At 69.9% G+C, this 17,249-nt stretch carries 14 protein-coding genes; 4 read left to right on the forward strand and 10 right to left on the reverse strand.

The features are described 5' to 3' along the window. The 4 genes from AC3WOE_RS08135 (at position 1) to AC3WOE_RS08150 (ending at position 4,905) form a co-directional block, all read left to right on the forward strand. Positions 1 to 1,989 carry a M3 family metallopeptidase gene (locus tag AC3WOE_RS08135; protein WP_492689589.1) on the forward strand — a complete coding sequence of 663 codons (1,989 nt, stop codon included), beginning with the start codon at positions 1 to 3 and terminating at the stop codon, positions 1,987 to 1,989. A gap of 118 nt (positions 1,990 to 2,107) precedes the next feature. Then, positions 2,108 to 2,677, forward strand: coding sequence for a hypothetical protein (locus AC3WOE_RS08140; protein WP_492689590.1), 570 nt, complete (start codon positions 2,108 to 2,110; stop codon positions 2,675 to 2,677). 39 nt (positions 2,678 to 2,716) lie between these two features. Then, the gene (locus tag AC3WOE_RS08145; protein WP_492689591.1) at positions 2,717 to 4,387 is read left to right on the forward strand and encodes an amidohydrolase; all 1,671 of its coding nucleotides are present in this window, start codon (positions 2,717 to 2,719) and stop codon (positions 4,385 to 4,387) included. 2 nt (positions 4,388 to 4,389) lie between these two features. Continuing rightward, on the forward strand, positions 4,390 to 4,905 hold the full coding sequence (locus AC3WOE_RS08150; protein ID WP_492689592.1) for a DUF1697 domain-containing protein: 516 nt from the start codon (positions 4,390 to 4,392) through the stop codon (positions 4,903 to 4,905). Here AC3WOE_RS08150 and AC3WOE_RS08155 read toward each other — a convergent pair. The 10 genes from AC3WOE_RS08155 to AC3WOE_RS08200 form a co-directional block, all read right to left on the reverse strand. Further along, entirely contained in the window at positions 4,896 to 6,521 is a 1,626-nt protein-coding gene (locus tag AC3WOE_RS08155) for a SulP family inorganic anion transporter (protein WP_492689593.1), read from the reverse strand. The genes AC3WOE_RS08150 and AC3WOE_RS08155 overlap by 10 nt on opposite strands. After that, a complete protein-coding gene (locus tag AC3WOE_RS08160; RefSeq protein ID WP_492689594.1) occupies positions 6,514 to 7,749 on the reverse strand; it encodes a DUF2252 domain-containing protein in 1,236 nt (411 codons plus the stop codon). Before AC3WOE_RS08160 ends, AC3WOE_RS08155 begins: the two co-directional genes overlap by 8 nt. A gap of 7 nt (positions 7,750 to 7,756) precedes the next feature. Continuing rightward, entirely contained in the window at positions 7,757 to 8,860 is a 1,104-nt protein-coding gene (locus AC3WOE_RS08165) for a patatin-like phospholipase family protein (RefSeq protein ID WP_492689595.1), read from the reverse strand. Continuing rightward, positions 8,860 to 9,486 carry a glutathione S-transferase gene (locus tag AC3WOE_RS08170; RefSeq protein WP_492689597.1) on the reverse strand — a complete coding sequence of 209 codons (627 nt, stop codon included), beginning with the start codon at positions 9,484 to 9,486 and terminating at the stop codon, positions 8,860 to 8,862. The genes AC3WOE_RS08165 and AC3WOE_RS08170 overlap by 1 nt, the downstream gene beginning before the upstream one ends. Next, positions 9,483 to 10,004: a hypothetical protein gene (locus AC3WOE_RS08175; RefSeq protein WP_492689599.1), complete on the reverse strand. Its 522-nt coding sequence runs from the start codon at positions 10,002 to 10,004 to the stop codon at positions 9,483 to 9,485. Before AC3WOE_RS08175 ends, AC3WOE_RS08170 begins: the two co-directional genes overlap by 4 nt. 8 nt (positions 10,005 to 10,012) lie before the next feature. Next, the gene (locus AC3WOE_RS08180; protein WP_492689600.1) at positions 10,013 to 10,543 is read right to left on the reverse strand and encodes a hypothetical protein; all 531 of its coding nucleotides are present in this window, start codon (positions 10,541 to 10,543) and stop codon (positions 10,013 to 10,015) included. Beyond that, the gene (locus AC3WOE_RS08185) at positions 10,540 to 10,962 is read right to left on the reverse strand and encodes a VOC family protein (protein ID WP_492689601.1); all 423 of its coding nucleotides are present in this window, start codon (positions 10,960 to 10,962) and stop codon (positions 10,540 to 10,542) included. Before AC3WOE_RS08185 ends, AC3WOE_RS08180 begins: the two co-directional genes overlap by 4 nt. Before the next feature lie 268 nt (positions 10,963 to 11,230). Then, the gene (locus tag AC3WOE_RS08190; protein WP_492689603.1) at positions 11,231 to 14,044 is read right to left on the reverse strand and encodes a M16 family metallopeptidase; all 2,814 of its coding nucleotides are present in this window, start codon (positions 14,042 to 14,044) and stop codon (positions 11,231 to 11,233) included. A gap of 90 nt (positions 14,045 to 14,134) precedes the next feature. Further along, positions 14,135 to 15,703, reverse strand: coding sequence for a hybrid sensor histidine kinase/response regulator (locus AC3WOE_RS08195; RefSeq protein WP_492689604.1), 1,569 nt, complete (start codon positions 15,701 to 15,703; stop codon positions 14,135 to 14,137). After that, the gene (locus AC3WOE_RS08200; protein WP_492689605.1) at positions 15,684 to 17,180 is read right to left on the reverse strand and encodes a DUF7125 family protein; all 1,497 of its coding nucleotides are present in this window, start codon (positions 17,178 to 17,180) and stop codon (positions 15,684 to 15,686) included. The genes AC3WOE_RS08195 and AC3WOE_RS08200 overlap by 20 nt, the downstream gene beginning before the upstream one ends. Positions 17,181 to 17,249: the final 69 nt, after the last annotated feature.

The raw sequence follows: 17,249 nt of genomic DNA on the forward strand, positions 1-17,249 counted from the left end.
ATGACGAATCCCCTGCTGTCCACCGCCGCCCTGCCCGAGTTCGCGGCCATCACGCCCGAGCATGTCCAGCCGGCCATCACTGAGCTGCTGGCCGAGGCCCAAGCCGCTCTCGACGAGGCCACGAAACCCGAGACGCCGGCCGACTACGACGCGCTGTCGAGCATCCTCGACACCGCCACGGAACGCCTGGGCGCGGCCTGGGGTGCCGTCGGCCACCTGAATGCCGTGGCCGACACGCCGGCGCTGCGCGAGGCCTTCAACGCCATGCTGCCCGCCGTGACCGAGTTCAGCACGGCCATGGGTGCCAACGAGGCCCTGTTCGCCAAGTACAAGGCTGTCGTCGCCGCGCAGGGTTCCAGCCTGAGTGCCGCGCGCCAGCAGGTCCTCAAGCATGCCATCCGCAACTTCGTGCTGTCAGGCGCCGAGCTGCAGGGCGCGGCCCGCGAGCGCTATGCCGCCATCCAGGAGCGTAGCGCCGAGCTGCAGCAGCAGTTCAGCGAGCATGTGCTGGACGCGACCGACGGCTGGAGCTACGTCGCGACGGCCGAGGAACTGGCCGGCGTGCCGCAGGACCTGCTGGATGCCACCCGACTCGACGACGGCGGCCACAAGCTGACCCTGCATTTCCCGGTCTACCTGCCCGTCATGCAGTACGCGGAGAACCGCGAACTGCGCGAGAAGCTCTACCGCGCCTACGTGACCCGTGCGAGCGAGGCTGGCAAGGCCGAGTGGGACAACACGGCCGCCATGCGCGAGATCGTCGCCCTGCGCCAGGAAGAGGCCCAGTTGCTGGGCTATGCCAGCTTTGCTGAGGTGTCCCTCGCGCCCAAGATGGCCTCGTCGACCGCGGAGGTCACGAGCTTCCTGCGTGACCTCGCCAAGCGCGCCCGCCCCTTCGCCGAGAAGGACCTCGCCGAGCTGCTTGAGTTCTCCAAGGGCCAGCCCCTGGAGAGCTGGGACGTGTCCTACTGGAGCGAAAAGCTCAAGGAAGCCCGCTACGCCTTCAGCGACCAGACGGTGAAGCAGTACTTCACGGCGACCAAGGTCGTCCCGGGCCTGTTCTCCATCATCGAGCGCCTCTTCGACGTGTCGATCACGGAGGCCAAGGCCTCGGTCTGGCACGAGACCGTCAAGTTCTACGAGCTAAAGCGCGGCGGCAAGCTCATCGCCCAGTTCTACCTCGACCTCTACGCCCGCACCGGCAAGCGCCCCGGCGCCTGGATGGACGAGGTGCGCGGCCGCTGGCTCAAGCCCACGGGTGAACAGCAGACGCCGGTCGCCCAGCTCGTCTGCAACTTCGCCTCGCCTGTCGGCGACAAACCGGCGCTGCTGACCCACGACGACGTCATCACCCTCTTCCACGAGTTCGGCCACGGCCTGCATCACATGCTGACCCAGGTCAACGACCTCGGCGTGTCCGGCATCTCCGGCGTCGAATGGGACGCGGTCGAGCTGCCCAGCCAGTTCATGGAGAACTTCTGCTGGGAATGGGATGTGCTGCAGCAGCTCAGCGGCCATGTCGACAGCGGCGAGCCGCTGCCGCGCGAGCTCTTCGACAAGATGACCGCGGCCAAGAACTTCCAGAGCGGCCTGATGACGCTGCGCCAGATCGAGTTCGCGCTGTTCGACATGCGCCTGCACGGCGAGCCGGGAGCGGAAGCCGATGTGCAGAAGGTGCTGGACGAAGTGCGCGCCGAAGTCGCCGTGCTGATCCCGCCGGCCTTCAACCGCTTCCAGCACAGCTTCTCCCACATCTTCGCGGGCGGCTATGCGGCGGGCTACTACAGCTACAAATGGGCCGAACTGCTCAGCGCCGATGCCTGGAGCGCCTTCGAGGAAGAAGGCGTGTTCAACGCCGCCACCGGCAAGCGCTTCCTCAATGAGGTGCTGGAGCAAGGCGGGGCGCGCGATGCCATCGACAACTTCAAGGCCTTCCGCGGCCGCGAGCCGCGCATCGATGCGCTGCTGCGCCACCAGGGCATGAGCTGAAAACAGCGCGAAAAAAGTCTCACGCCGGCGTGGTGGCGAAGGGAATCCCACCCGGCTGAGGGTGATGCGACCGGAGGGCGGCCCGGACAATTCGAGGTTCAGGGACGACCACCGAACCATGAGCTTCCGAATCCTGCCGGCGCTGCTCGCGCTGCTCTGCCTCACGCCGGCCGCCTTTGCGGCCACCTACCGCTGCGAAGTCAGCGGCTCCGTCGTGATCACCGACAAGCCCTGCGCGGGAAGCAGCCCGCCGCCCATGGGCTCCATCGGTCCGGCCCGCACGACGACGTCCTACCAGACGCCCACGCCGGGCATGGATCAGGCGCCCGAGCATCACCGCTATCTAAGCCAACGTTGCGCGGAAATCAGCGAAGCCATCCGCACCGGACCCGCTCGCGGCGTCGGCTCAGCCACCGTCAACGACCTGCGCCGCGAATACTCGCGCGACTGCAGCGAGGACGACAGCTACGCCCGCCGCCTGGCCAGCGATGCCAAGCGCAAGCAGCGTGAGAGCCAGCTGGCCCAGCGCACCGAGGCCGAGCGCTCGCGCCAGGACGCCGAGCGCCTGCGTGACAAGTGCGTGGCCTTGCGCGACGCGCTGCGCAACCACCGCGTCGAGAACGAGACCGAGCGCCTCAACAAGAAGGCGGCCGAAGAGGCCTACAACGGCAACTGCCTCGGGAAATAGCCCACTCGCAGGCCGGCCGCAATGGCCGAGACTGCGTAAATGCGACTAAAGACACTGCTCTCCGCCGCCTTGATGCTTCTTGGCGGCGGTGCCGTTTCCGCCCAGGCCCTGCTCGTCCACAACGCCCGCGGCCTGACGCTGGACGAGCGCGGCCGCGTCGTCCGCTTCGACGCCATGCAGGTCGGCGCCGACGGCCGCGTGCTGGCTCTGGGCAAGCTCGGCGACCTGCCGGGCGGCGACATGCAGCGCGTCGATGCCGGTGGCCGCGTGCTGATGCCCGGTCTCATCGACGCCCACGGCCATGTGCTGTCCCTCGGCGCCGCGCGACGCAGCCTGCAGCTGCGCGACACGGTCGACATCGCCGCCGCACTCGCCGCCATCCAGGCCCATGCCGAGGCCCGGCCCGAAGCGGCGTGGATCACCGGCGGCGGCTGGAACCAGGCCGTGTGGAAGCTGGGCCGCTTCCCGACCGCGACCGAGCTGGATACCGCCGAAAGCCGACGCCCGGTCTGGCTGACCCGCGTCGACGGCCATGCCGGCTGGGCCAACAGCCGGGCCCTGCAACTGGCCGGCATCACGCGTGACACGCCCGACCCGAGCGGCGGTCGCATCGAGCGCGATGCCAACGGCGAGGCCACCGGCGTGCTCGTCGACGCCGCCATGGGTCTGGTCGAACGCCAGGTGCCGGCCGAGGATGCAACCGAGCTCGCCGCCAACCTCGACACCGCCGAGCGCGAGCTGCTGTCCCTTGGCATCACCACGGCCCATGACGCTGGCATCTCGGCCGCCGCCGATCAATTGCTGCGTCAGCGCGCCGCCGCCGGCCTGCTCAAGATGCGCATCTACGGCATGGCCCGCGGCAGCGACGAAGCCTTCATGGCCAGGCTGCGCGCCGCCGGGCCGCTGCTGGACGCCGGCGACGGCCACTACACACTGCGCGCCATCAAGCTGTTTGCCGACGGCGCCCTGGGCAGCCGTGGCGCTGCCCTGCTGGCGCCCTATTCGGACGCGCCACAGACCCGCGGCCTGCTGTTCCGCAGTGACACCGACCTGCAAGCACTGATGCGCGCGGCGGCCAAGGCCGGCTTCCAGGTCAATGTCCATGCCATCGGCGACGCGGCCAACCACCAGGTGCTGGCCGGCTACGAGGCCCTGGCCAAGGAGATGGGCGCGCGCAGCACCCAGCTGCGCCACCGCATCGAGCACGCCCAGGTCGTGGCCCTGGCCGACATCCCGCGCTTCGCCAAGGACCAGGTCATCGCCTCCATCCAGCCCACGCATGCAACGTCCGACATGAACATGGCCGAGGACCGCGTCGGCCCCCAGCGCATCCAGGGCGCCTATGCCTGGCAGCGCCTGCTCAAGAGCGGCGCCCGGCTGGCCTGCGGCTCGGACTTCCCGGTCGAGGAGCCCAGCCCCTGGGCCGGGCTCTACGCCGCCATCACGCGCGAGGACGCTACGGCCAAGCCCATCGGCGGCTGGTACCGCCAGCAGGCTCTCAACCCCGTCCAGGCCCTGGACTGCTTCACGCGCGGCGCCGCCTTTGCGGGCCACGCCGAGAAGGACCTCGGCTCGCTGACGCCCGGACATCGCGCCGACTTCATCCTCGTCGACCGCGACCCGCTGACCTCCTCGCCCGCAGCCCTGCTCAAGACGCGTGTGCTGCAAACCTGGATAGGCGGCAAGCTGGTGCACAAGGCGGAGGAATGACCATGCGCTACATCGCTCTCTGGCGCGGCATCAACGTCGGCAAGGCCAAGCGCCTGGCCATGGCCGACCTCAAGGCCCTGCTGACCGAGCTGGGCGCAACGAATGCGACGACGCTGCTGAACAGCGGCAACGCCGTCTTCGACAGCAAGAAGAAGATCAGCGCCGACAAGATCCGCGCCGCCGTGCTGGACAAACTCGGCGTCGACGCCGCCGTCATCCTGAAAACAGCCGCCGATTGGGCAGCCATCGCGGCCGGGCATGGCATTGACGGGGCCGATGACCACAGCCGCCTGCTCGTGGCCATCACGGCCGACGCCACAGCGCTGAAAGCCGCCGAAGGCATCGTGACGGTGGGCGACGAGCACTTCGTCGTCACCGAGGACGCGGCCTATCTCTGGTGCGCCCACGGCATCCTCGAAAGCAAGGCCGCCGTCGCCCTGCTGAAAAAGCTCGGCGAGGGCGGCACCACGCGCAACTGGGCGACGGTGCAGAAGCTCAACGTCCTGGCTCAGGGCTGAAGCGTCAGCGAAGCCGCGGCGTCGGCCACGCTCCAGAACTGCCTTTCTTCCCGGCCCAGCCCGTCCGGCGCACTGGCGGCCAGCAGCGCCCGCACCGGCTCCTTGACCCGCGCCAGCAGCAGGCGCTGCTGGCGTGCAACGAGACGCAGATCCAGCTCCAGCAGGCATTCGAGGGCCGTGCTGTCGAGGTCGCTGCTCTCCTCCAGGCTCAGCACCAGCGTGTCCACGCCCCGGGCGGCCAGGCGCGCGGCGGCCTCGGCCATCACGCGCTCGGCGCTGGCGAAGAACAGCGGCTCCTGGGGCCGCAGGATCAACGCACCCGCCACCGGCAGGGCATCGGGATGCTCCGGCCGGTTGACGAAGTTGCGCGTGCCCGGCAGCGCGCCCAGCTCGTGCAGCACCGGCTGGCTGAAGCGGCGCAGGGCCTCGACCAGGGACAGCGCGATCGAGGCCAGCATGCCGTGCAGCAGGCCCAGGGCCAGCACGGCGACGACGGCGCCCGCGATGAGCAGGCGGTCGCGGCCGAGATGCCAGGTCGCCAGCAGCGGCCGCGGTGACAAGGCATGCCACAGCGCCGCGATGACGGCCACCGCCAGCACCGGTCGCGGCAGCCACTGCAGGGCCGGCAAGGCGACGGCGACGGCCAGGGCGAGCACGACGAGGGCGACGACGCCGGCACGGCGGCTCTGCGCCCCGGCGCTGTGGTTGGCCATGCTGGCCGAAAAGCCCGCGCCCACCGGCATGCCTTGCAACAGGCCGGCGGCGAGATTGGCGGCCCCCAGAGCCAGCAGCTCGCGGTTGGCATTCAGCGTGTCGCCGCGCACCAGGGCCAGCGAGCGCATGCTGCCCCAGGACTCGGCGAACAGCAGCACCACCAGGCCCACGGCCAGCTCGGCCACGCGCAGCCAGGCATCGCGGCCCAGTGACGGCAGATGCGGCGCGAAGGCCGGCGCTGCGACGGCGCCGACAACCTCGACGCCGTCGGCCTGCAGGTCCAGCACGCGGGTGGCCGCGATGGCAGCCAGCAGCGCGATCAGCGAGGCCGGCCAGGTCGGCCAACGCCGCAGCAGCGCGATGAGGGCGCCGCTGGCCACGGCGACGAGCAGACTCAGCCCATGCCAGTCCGAGGTGTGGGCCAACACCCAGGCCAGCAGCCGCGGCGCATCCAGCCCCGGCGGTGGATGCAGGCCCAGCACGTCCGGCAATTGCTTGATGACGATGGTGATGGCCAACGCGAAGGCGAAGCCGCGCAGCACCGGCCGCGACACGAAGGCCGACAGCTGCCCCTGGCGTGCCGCGGCCAGCACCAGCAGCACGATGCCGGCGGCGCAGGTCAACGCCAGCAGCGCCTCGCCGGGCGCGATGCCGGCCAACCCTGCGGCGGCGGCGGCGGCGAGGCTGGCGCTGGATGAGGTGGGGGCCACGACGGCATCACGGCTGCGACCGAGCAGCGCATAGACGGCCAGACCGACCAGGGCCGCCGCAAAGGCGTGGGCCACCGGCAGGCCGGCCAGGCCCGCATAGGCCACGCCCTCGGGCAGCAGCAGGCCGGCCACGCACAGGCCGGCCGTCAGGTCGGCGCGCCAGGGCGAGCGCGGGGCCGCTGCCTCAGCCATCGTGGTGACCGGCGTTGAAGGCGCCGCCGTCGCTGGCGCGGCAGAACAGCGTCCAGTCCTCGCGCGCCTGCCCGGCAGCCGCGCGCGACAAGGCCATCAGCCGGTCGCGCCATTTGCCTTCGCCACGGCCGCGCTGGCCGAAGTCGATCAGCTCGTCCGCGAGCGCGGAGCCGTTGCGGCCCGACGAGCGCAGCTGGGCCCAGGCCAGCAGCCGGCCCATGGTGGCGAGGCTGTCGGCCAGACCCTGCCGGTCCGACGCCAGGGCTGCCAGGTCCAGGCGGTCTTCATTGGGCTGCAGGCCGCGCAGCACAAAGGGCTGGCCGTCAAACTGCACCGGATGCAGAAAGGCCATGGACACCGCCTGCATGCGGCGCTGCACGGCCACCACGCGCTGCGCGTCGTCGCCCAGGCGGGGCTGCTTGCAGCCGCCCGCAGCGGCCAGCGTCGACGGCTGGGCCGCCTTCAGGTCGAGCAGGTACTGGCTGTCGGGGCTGCCCTTGCCGCGCACCAGGATGACGAAGCGCGGTACGCCCAGGCTGCCGGTGCCGGCGATGCGACGGGCGACGTCCAGCACCTCGAAGAAGCGCGCGTTGGACTGGGTCTGGGCAAAGGCCAGCATGAACTCGCCGACGCGGCGCTTCTCATCGGGGCTGGCCGCCAGCGCCCGCACGCCGTCCACGCGCAGGCGGCGGGACTTGCCGTTGCGGCTGGGGGCCTCGCAGCGGCGGGCCAGGAAGTCGGCGCGCTTGCGCAGGCCGACCTGGTCCAGCAGCTCATGCACCGGGCCGGCGGCGGTCTCGCGCTCCAGCCAGTAGGCCTTGCCCGCGGCCAGCGCATCGGCGTAGGCATCCAGCATCGTGCGCGCCATCGCGTCGGCCTGGGCCGCGTCCAGGCGCAGCTCCTCGGCGGCCAGCCTCACACTGGTCAGCAGGCGCAGCGGGTCCCAGGCGGCCGGAGCCAGGGCGGCCTCGTCGAAGTCGTTGAGGTCGAAGTAGGCCAGCCGGTTGTCGCCCTTGTAGCTGCCGAAGTTCTCCAGGTGCAGGTCGCCGCAGCACCAGGCCGGCGGCGAATTCTTCAGCACGCCGCGGCGCTGCACCTGCGCGTGAAAGAGATGACTCGTGCCGCGCAGGAAGACAAAGGGGCTGCGGCGCATCTTGGCAAACTTCAGCGCCAGGCGCTCGGGGTCGCGGCCGGCGTTGTGCTCGAGGATGGCCCGGACGACGTCCATCGCGGCCTCAGGTCTGTGGCAGGGTGTGGACCCGCATGCCGACGCTGGCATCCGCGGGCTTCAGCCAGTCGGAGTGGCGCAGCACACGACGGCCGTCACGCAGGCCGGCGTCCCAGCGGGCCCGCAGTCGCGCGTCGCTGAAGTCGATGTCGCGCCAGGAGTCCTCGCCCGGCAGGGCCTGCATGACGAGGTGGACGACGTCGATGCGCGAGTCGCAGCCCAGGGCCAGCAACTCCTTGATGGCCGGGTCGGCGGCCGTCTTGGCATCCAGCTTGCGACCGACCAGGCGCAGCGCGCGGCGCAGGTTCTGCAGACGCTCGTGGTCCTCGAGGTGCTCGAGGATGCGGCTGGCGTACTGGATGTCCTTGTAGCGCGTCAGCGCGCCGGCCATCGTGCTCGGCGCGGCTTCGCTGGCATCCCAGAGGTCGACCATGAAGCACAGGGTGTCGCGGCGCTCGCTGTCGTCGAGCACCACGTCCAGCGGCGTATTGGAGTAGATGCCGCCGTCCCAGTAGGCCTCCTTGCCGATCTGCACCGGCGCGAAGCCCGGCGGCAGCGCGCCGCTGGCCATCACATGCTCGGGGGCTATGCGGGTTTTGCCATCACGGTTGTCGAACAGGGCCAGGCCGCCGGTGCGCACATTGACGGCGCACAGCGTCAGCCGCGTCTCGGCCGCGGCGATACGGTCGAAGTCCACAAGATCCCGCAGCGTCGTGGCCAGCGGCGAGGTGTCGTAGAAGCCCAGCTCGGCCAGCGGCGCGCGGCGGTTCATGTCCCAGGCCTGGGGGCCGCGCGGGCGGAAGAAGCCGGGGATGCCGGTGGTCAGCGTCTGCCAGGTCTGCCAGGCCGCGGTGAAGGGGCTGGCGGGCAGATGCGGTGACAGGCCCGGCCGCGTCACGCTGTCCCAGAACTTGCGCAGGGCCGGCAGGCGATCAGCCGGTGCATTGCCGGCGATCAGCGCCGCGTTGATGGCACCGATGGACGTCCCCACCAGCCAGTCCGGCGGCAGCTTCGCGTCCTCCAGCGCCTCGACGAAGCCGGCCTGGTAGGCGCCCAGGGCACCACCGCCCTGGAAGACGTAGACGGTCTGCGAGGGGCGTTTGCTGGCCATCAGCGCAGCTCGACGCCGTCGTCGCAGGGAATGGCCTGGAAGACCGGCAGCGCCTCGCAGGCCGCGGCTTGCGCCACCAGCCGCGGGAAGTCCGCCGCCGGCACCTGGTCGGCCAGCACCGACTGCGTGAAGGTCCAGGCAACGGCGACGCTGATGCCGGCCTGGCCTATGCCCGCCGCCGTGGGATGCAAGGACTGCGTGGCCAGCTCGCGCTCCAGTTCGCCATAGGCCGCCAGCAGCTGGCCGGTGACGCGCTGCACCCAGGGGTCGTGGCGTTTCTCGGCCGGGCGCAGTGCGCGCTCGTAGACGATCTGGGCCGACTTCTCGCAGGCCGCCAGCGCCAGGCCGATCAGCCTCAGCTCGCGCGCCAGCGGCGCGCTCTGCTGCGGCAGCAGGCTGCGGCCGGCGAGTCTTTCCACGTACTGCAACTGCAGCGACGAATCCATCAGCACGGTGCCGTCGTCGCAGACCAGGGTCGGCGCCTTGACGACGGGGTTGAAGCGCTGGAACTCGTCGAAGCCCCGAAACACCGAGATGGACGCATGCTCGAAGGGCAGGCCGAGCAGGCGCATCGAGATGGCGACGCGGCGCACATAGGGGGAGTCCAGCATGCCGATGAGCTTCATGAGCCTGACTCCTTCGGATTCGCGGGGCCGATCGCGAGCTCGTGCAAGACCTGGTCCAACGCTTCACGCCCGTGCTTGCGCTCGATCTCGGCCTGCATGATGCGGTTGTAGGCGTCCGCATGGGCCTGGGTCAGGGGCGTGGCTTCCCTGCCCTTGCTGACCGTGGTGATGCCATAGCGCTGCTTGAGGTTCCGGGCCTTGGCCGCCGGCGTCGCGGGACCGAAGATCTCGAGCTGCAAAAGGCCGGCCTCGATGTCTGCCTTGGCCTTGGCCTCGCCTCGTTCGACGGCGCCCGCCGGGTTGCCGACGCGCAGGTCGACCGCTGCAATCAACTCGCGTGCCGGCTTGGTGTCGCCCGCAGAGACGCGGAAGCGGTCGAACAGTCCGTACACGACGCCTGCGGCCAGCAGGCTGCACAGCACGGCCACGATGCGGATGCGCGTACGGTTGCGCCGCCAGCCCGTGCCGGCCAGCTCATCGGCCAGGGCCACTGCCATCGTGGATTTCGAAGATTCCATGGACAACATCAATTCCTAGAGATTCGATTTTCGGCGAGCGGCGCCAGCGCCGCCTGCACACGGGCTTGCCAGGCGCCCTGCTCGGTCGCTGTCCAGTCCGGCCAGCGCGGCGACTCGGCCTCGAGTTCAGCCGCCAGCGTCTTCAGTTCGCCCCGGCCGGTCACGGCCGCGGCGAGACTCAGACGAGCCAGCCATTCCTGGGCCTGGCGCATGCGAGGGTAGACCGCGAACAGCCAGCGAGCGACCTCGGGCCGGTCGCGCCAGTCGGCGCTGCCAAAGCGGTCCACGGCAAAAGCGGTGAGGCGCTGACCGGCGCCCAGGCAATCGAAGGCCACGCAGCCCTCGAAGCCGCGCGGGATCAGCGCGTCATGGATGCCGCAGCGGTGGTCGCCGCAGAGGTGATGGCAGGGCGTCTCGGCCGGCTTGTCGAAACCGAAGCCTTGGCTCGCATCGAAGGGCGGGATCACGCAGCACAGCGCCACGCAGGCCGAGCAATCGGCCTTCAGGTGGGCGGGGAGCTGTAGCGCTGCAGAGGTCACCCCGCATTGTCCGACACGCCGACCATCCAGCCGACGCCGAAGCGGTCATTGACCATGCCGAACAGCGGCGCCCAGAAGGTCTTGCCCAGCGGCACATTGACCTGGCCGCCCTCGGCCAGCGCGGCAAAGGCCTCGCGGGCGCTGTCGGCATCGGGGCAGTCCAGCGACAGCGAGAAGCCCTTGAAGGCCGTGTTGCCGTCGCACATGCCGTCGGACATCATGACCAGGGCCCCGCCGATGTGCACCGAGGCATGCATGATCTTGTTTTCCGAGCCCGGCGGCAGCATGCCGGGCGGCGGCGGCTCCGGGCTCTCGGAGTTGCGCATCATGAATTCCACCTTGGCGCCGAGAGCCTTCTTGTAGAACTCGATGGCCTCTTCGCAGCGGCCGTTGAAGAACAGGTAGGGATCGATCTTCATTGCAGTCTCCTGGCGGCGATCAACAACTCTAGCGTCGCGGCCTTCAAGGAATACACATCCACGGTGTCAAGGTGTTTGGTCTTCCGGGCCGAGCGCTGGGCCGCTCCCGAGCCTGCCCGCCTAGGCGATGTGCTTGCGGCTCGAGGCCGGACGCAAGACGCCAAGTGGGCGTCTTGCGCCTGCCAAAGAGCGGCGGCACTGCCGCAGCGCGGTTTGCAAGACCGATCGGGCACGCGCGCGTACAGCGACGCGAGACCGGGCGAGGGGCTCACTTGAAGTCTCCGGCTGTCGAAATGATGAAACTGTCCGCCTTGATGTGTTTGCGCCAGGCGGCATTCGCCTGCTCGACCGTGACGGCCGCAAGCGCCTCGTCGCGCTGCTGCGCCGCAGCCCAGGTCTCGCCGCGCTCGGCCAGGCTGGTCAGGCCACCGGCCAGGGCGCCGGGATCGGCGCGCCCCTGCTTGCGGCCTTCCAGGATGTCCTTCTTGGCACGCTCCAGTTCGGCCGCCGTGACGCCGTCCTTGGCCACGCGCGCCACCTCTTCCTGCACGACGGCGATGACGCGCTCACGCTTGTCCGGCGCATAGCTGGCCTGGATAGCGAAGCTGGCGTCGTTGCCCCAGTAGCTCGCATTCAGCGAGGCGCCGATGCCGTAGGTCAGGCCCTCCTTCTGGCGCACGCGCTCGGACAGGCGGCTCTCCAGCCCGCCGCCGCCGAAGATGTGCACCGCCAGCTCCAGCGCCGGATAGTCGGCGTCCTGGCTGTTCAGGGCCAGGGGCTCGTGCAGGCGCACGATGGCATTGGCCTTGTCGCGGGCGATGGCGTCGAAGCGCGCCGGCGGAATGCCCACATGCTGCGGAACGTGGCGCACGAACTTCGGCGCCGCCGGCTTCTTCCAGTCGCCGAAGAGCTTGTCGATCTCGGCACCCAGGCCCCCATTCGCCATTTCAGGCAGAGCCCCCACGACGCTGACCTGGGCCTCGTTGAAGCTCCAGTAGTCGGCATAGAAACGCTTCACCTGGTCCAGCGTCGTCGCCCTCAGGTTGGCAATGCGCTCGTCCACGCTCATCACATAGTCGGGGTGGCCCAGCGTCACGCCACGGGCCTTGTTGTAGTGGCCGCGCGTGGCTTCCTGGCGCAGCACGCCGGGCTCCTGGCGCGAGGCCTCGAGGCCGGCGATGGCCGACTTGATCTCGCGGTCGAAGGCGTCCTGCGGGAACAGCGGCTGGCGCATGGCATCGGCCGCCACGCGCAGGGCGGGCAGCAAGGTGTCGCGCTCGGCGCTGAGGAAAATGGTGGCGCCCTGGTCGTAGCTGGTGATGTTGAGGTTGGCGCGCAGCTTGATCAGCGCGTCCTGCAGTTGCTGCTTGGTGTAGCCCGCGCTGCCCTCATCCATCAGCGAACCCACCATACCGGTGCCGTTGCGCGCATAGGTCGCGTCGCGCTCGCCCCAGCGCAGTTGCATCTGCAGCACGACGGTGTTGCCACGCGTCTGCTTCTTCAGCGTATGCAGGGCGATGCCGCTGGCCAGGGTCTCACGCTTCATGCGCGTCTCCAGCACCGCCGGCACGGGGTCAAGCTGCTCGCCCTCCTCCACCTTGGGCGGCCCCTTCAGCTCGGCCAGGCGCTGCTCCAGCGCCGGTGCGGCGGGGATCTCGACGCGCTCGACCTTGTCGACCGGCAGATAGCGCCCCAGCGTGCGGTTGGCCGGCCTGAAGTAGGCGGCGCGCACGCGCTCCACGTCGGCCAGCGTGACCTTGGGGATGTCCTCCATCAGCTGGAACAGCAGGCGCCAGTCACCCGCCGCGATGAGGCCGGAGATCTGCTGGATCAGCGCCTCGGGGTTCTTCATCTGGTTGCGGTAGCTGTTGACGGCGATGTCGCGCACGCGCACCAGCTCGCTCTCGTCAAACGGCTTGGCCGCGCGGCCTTCGGCGAGGTCCAGCAGCTGGGTCTCGATCTTGTCCACCTCCGCACCCGGCGGCAGGGCCGCATAGGCCGCGATGGTGCCGGGCTCCGCGCCACCCGCGCCCGCAATGCCGGCCGCCAGGGCCAGCTTGGGCTCGACGAGCTGCTTGTAGAGCTGGCCGCTGGGCTGCAGGCTCATCAGCAGGCCGTAGACGATGAGGGCCGGCGTGTCCGGGTGGGTGATGGCCGGCACGTGATAGACCGCCAGCAGGATGGGCTGGCCGCCGACGCGGCGCACGACGACGCTGCGCTCGCCGTCCTGGGCCGGCTCCACCGTGTAGGGCTGGGGAATGGTCGCGGCGGGCCGGGCGACGGCGCCGAAATCCTTGGCGATCAGGGCCAGCGTGGCGGCCTTGTCGAAGGCGCCGGCGATCAGCAGCGTGGCGTTGTCGGGCCGGTAGTAGCGCTTGTAGAAGCCCTGCAGCTTCTCGATGGGCACGTTCTCGATGTCGCTCCTGGGGCCGATGGTGGCATGGCCGTAGGGATGCCAGGCATAGGCCGCCGCATTGACGCGCTGGCTCAGCACCGCGAAGGGCTGGTTCTCGCCGCGCTCGAACTCGTTGCGCACCACCGTCATCTCGGTGTCGAGATCGACCTTGGCGACGCGGCTGTTGACCATGCGATCGGCTTCGAGGTCGAGCAGGAAGGCCAGCGTGTCAGCGCTCGCGTTGAACGATGCAAAGTAGTTGGTGCGGTCCACCGTCGTCGTGCCGTTGAAGCGCACGCCGCGCTGGGCCATCGCGCCGGGGATGTCCTTCTGGCGCTGCGTGCCCTTGAACAGCATGTGCTCCAGCAGATGGGCCATGCCGTATTCGCCCGGCGCCTCGTGGCGGCTGCCGACGCGATAGGTGATGTTGACGGTGGTGGTGGTCTGCGTCGCGTCGGGGAAGAGCAGGACCTGCAGGCCGTTGGGCAGGCGGTACTCCTCGATGCCGCCCAGCTCGCGCACCCGTTCCGGCAGGGCGACGACCTCCGCCTTCAGGGCCATGGCGCGCGGCACCGCCACCTTGGGCTTGGGGGCCGCCACCGGCTGGGCCTGCGCCGCCCCCAGCGCCAGACTCAACAGGGCGGCGCCCAGGCCCAGGCTCATCCGCCCTTGCAGCTTCATCCTCATCGTGTCTCTCTCCAGGCAGCCGCATCTTCGGCTTGGCGGCGATTCTGCGTGGTTTTGGCCCCGCAGCCGTTCGTCAGATCCCAAGCGCCGTTACGAGAGCCGCGCCAGCAGCGCATCCACGGCGTCGACGCTCGCTGGCTTGGTCAGGTGCTCGTCGAAACCCGCATCGCGCGAGCGCTTCTCGTCATCCTCGGAACCCCAGCCCGTCAGCGCGACGAGCAGGGTGTCGGCAAAGCGCGGGTCCTGCCGGAGCCGCATCGCGAACTCGTGGCCGCTCATGCCCGGCATGCCGACATCGCAGAAGATGGCCTGAGGCAGGAAGCTGTCCGCCGTCTTCAGCCCGGCCAGGCCACCGTTCTCGACCAGCACCTCGTGGCCGGACAGGGACAGCAGCATGGCCAGGGACGTGGCCGCATCGTCGTTGTCGTCGACGACGAGGATGCGCGCCGGCCGGGTCGCGGGGGGCGCGACCTCGGCCGGCGACGACGCCGTCGCGGCGACCTCGGCTGCCAGCGGCAGCTCGATGGTGAAGGTGCAACCCTGGCCCGGCCCCGCGCTCGCGGCGCTGACGCGGCCACCGTGCAGGCCGACCAGGCTCTTGACCAGGGCCAGGCCTATGCCCAGGCCGCCCTGGGCGCGTTCCAGCGAGCGGCTCACCTGGGCGAACATGTCGAAGACGCGGCCAATCATGTCCGGCGGCAGGCCGACGCCGCTGTCGCGCACGCTGAGCACGGCCTGTTCGCCGCCGCGGGCCAGGGTGACGGCAACATCGCCGCCGTCCGGTGTGTATTTGGCCGCGTTGTTCAGCAGATTGCTGAGCGACTGCGCCAGCCGTGTCGGGTCGCCGTCCACCCAGACGGCGTCCTCGGGCAGGTTCACGTCCAGCCTGTGGCCGCCGCGCGCGATCAGCGGTGCGCAGGACTCCAGCGCCATCTCGACGACGCGCCGCAGGTCCAGCCGCTCGCGCTGCAGCACCAGCTTGCCGGTGGTGATGCGCGAGACTTCGAGCAGGTCGTCGATGAGGCGCTGCAGCTGGTGGGTCTGGCGCTGCATCATCTCGGTGAGCGCCTTGGACTGCGTCTCGTCCTGCGTCGCGCCGGCCAGCAGCGCCAACCCGTTGCGGATGGGCGCCAGCGGGTTGCGCAGTTCATGCGCCAGCGTGGCCAGGAACTCGTCCTTGCGCTGGTCGGCCTGGCGCAGCGAGCGGTCGGCGCGCTGCAGGGAATCGATCTGGTCGCGGATCTGGTACTGCCAGCGCCGGCCGCGCAGGGCCGTCTTCACGGCGCTGATCATGGCCCCCGTCGATGTCGGCCTGTCCAGCACGGTCAGGTTGGTCAGGCCCGCCTCGCGCAGCGCCGGCGACTGCAGGCCTTGGCGGCACAGCATCAGCACCGGCAGATTGGACCAGGGCGGCTGCGACTGCAGCAACCGCAGCAGGCCATGCACGCCGGGGTCGGCCAGCGTGGCCTCGGTCAGCATCAGCGCACCGACGCCTTCGTTCAGCAGGGCCTCGACATGCCGCCAGTCGCGTCCGACGGCGCCCTGCACGCCGGCCTCGGCCAGCAGACGGAGGGTGACCTCGCCGTCACGCGCCGTCGGCGCGAGCACGACAACACGCTCGCTGTAGGACAGGTCGACCTCAGTCCGGATGATCGTCACCAGCGGCTCTCAATCGCGTCGCTTCCACTTCGACCGGCACGCCAGTCAGCACACCGCGCAGATGCGACAGCGGCGGCCCGAGGTGGACGCCACTGGTGTTGAACCAGAGCTGGCGGATGGTGTCTTCGTGGGGTCCGCTGCGCTTCTTGACGACGGAGATCGCCTTGCGCACGGCGCCAGCATGTTCGTACATGCGGAACAGCATGACCGCGTCGGCCAGATAGCTGGCGTCGACGGCGTTGCGCATGTTCGGCCCCATCATGCCCGACTGCGCCGCCACCAGGAAGGTCGCCACGCCGTGGTTGTTCAGATAGCTGAGCAGTTCGTGCAACTGGATGGTCAGCGCGCGCTCCTCGGGCATGGCATTCATATAGCCGTTGAGGCTGTCGATGATGACGACCGTCGCGCCGTCCTGCTCGACCGACGCCCGCACGAGGTTGACGAACTGGCTGGGCAGCACCTCGGCCGGATCGAGCTGGCGCACCATCAGGCGGCCGGGGCCCACGCCCTCCTGCACCGACATGCCCAGGCCGACCAGCCGATCCAGCAGCAGGGTGCGCGATTCCTCGAAGGTGAAGATCGCGGCATGCGCACCGCGGCGCGCCGCCGACACGGCGTACTGGGCCGCGATTGTGGACTTGCCCGAGCCCGCCGGCCCGACCAGCAGGGTCGCCGTGCCACGCTCGGTGCCGCCGCCAAGCAATTGGTCCAGGGCCGGGACGCCGCTGGGCACCACCTCGCGCTGGAATGACGCACCGTGCTCGTTGGCCGTCAGCCGCGGGAACACCTGCAGGCCGCCGCGGCGGATCAGCAGGTCCTGGAAGCCGCTGATGAAGTCGCTGCCGCGGAACTTGGTGACGCGCAGCTGGCGCAGCGCCGGTCCGTAGGCCGGCAGGCTGCGCTCCAGCGCGATGACGCCGTGGGCGATGCTGTGCACCTGGGTGTCTATGCCTTCGTTGGAGCGGTCGTCCAGGAACAGCACCGTGCAGTTGCGGCCGATGAAGAACTGCTTGAGAGCCAGGATCTGGCGGCGGTAGCGCAGCGAGCTCTGGGCCAGCAGGCGCAGCTCGGACAGCGAATCGAGCACCATGCGGCGCGGCTTGCAGCGCTCCACCGCCTGGATGATGCGCTTGGTGGTCTCGTTGAGCTCCACTTCCGACGGGTGATACATCGTCAGCTCGGCGTCACCGAAGAGCTCGTCCTCGTCGACGATGAGTTCGACGATCTCGATGCCGTCCAGGCTCCAGCCGTGCGATTGCGCGCCCGCACGCAGCTCGTTCGCCGTCTCGCCCAGCGTCACGTACAAAGCTGACTCGCCCTGGCGGGCCCCCTCCATCAGGTATTGCAGCGCCAGCGACGTCTTGCCGGCGCCGGGTTCGCCATCCACCAGATAGAGCCGGCCCGGGATCAGCCCGCCATGCAGGACTTCGTCCAGGCCGGGCACGCCGGTTGCGGAACGCGGGGTTCCCGTCGTCATCGTCATCCTCCTGTCCAGCCAGGGCCGCTCCGTGGGACGGCTTTCGGGCCGAAACGAGTTTAGGACGCG

The organism is Roseateles sp. FW305-36 (assembly GCF_058787015.1).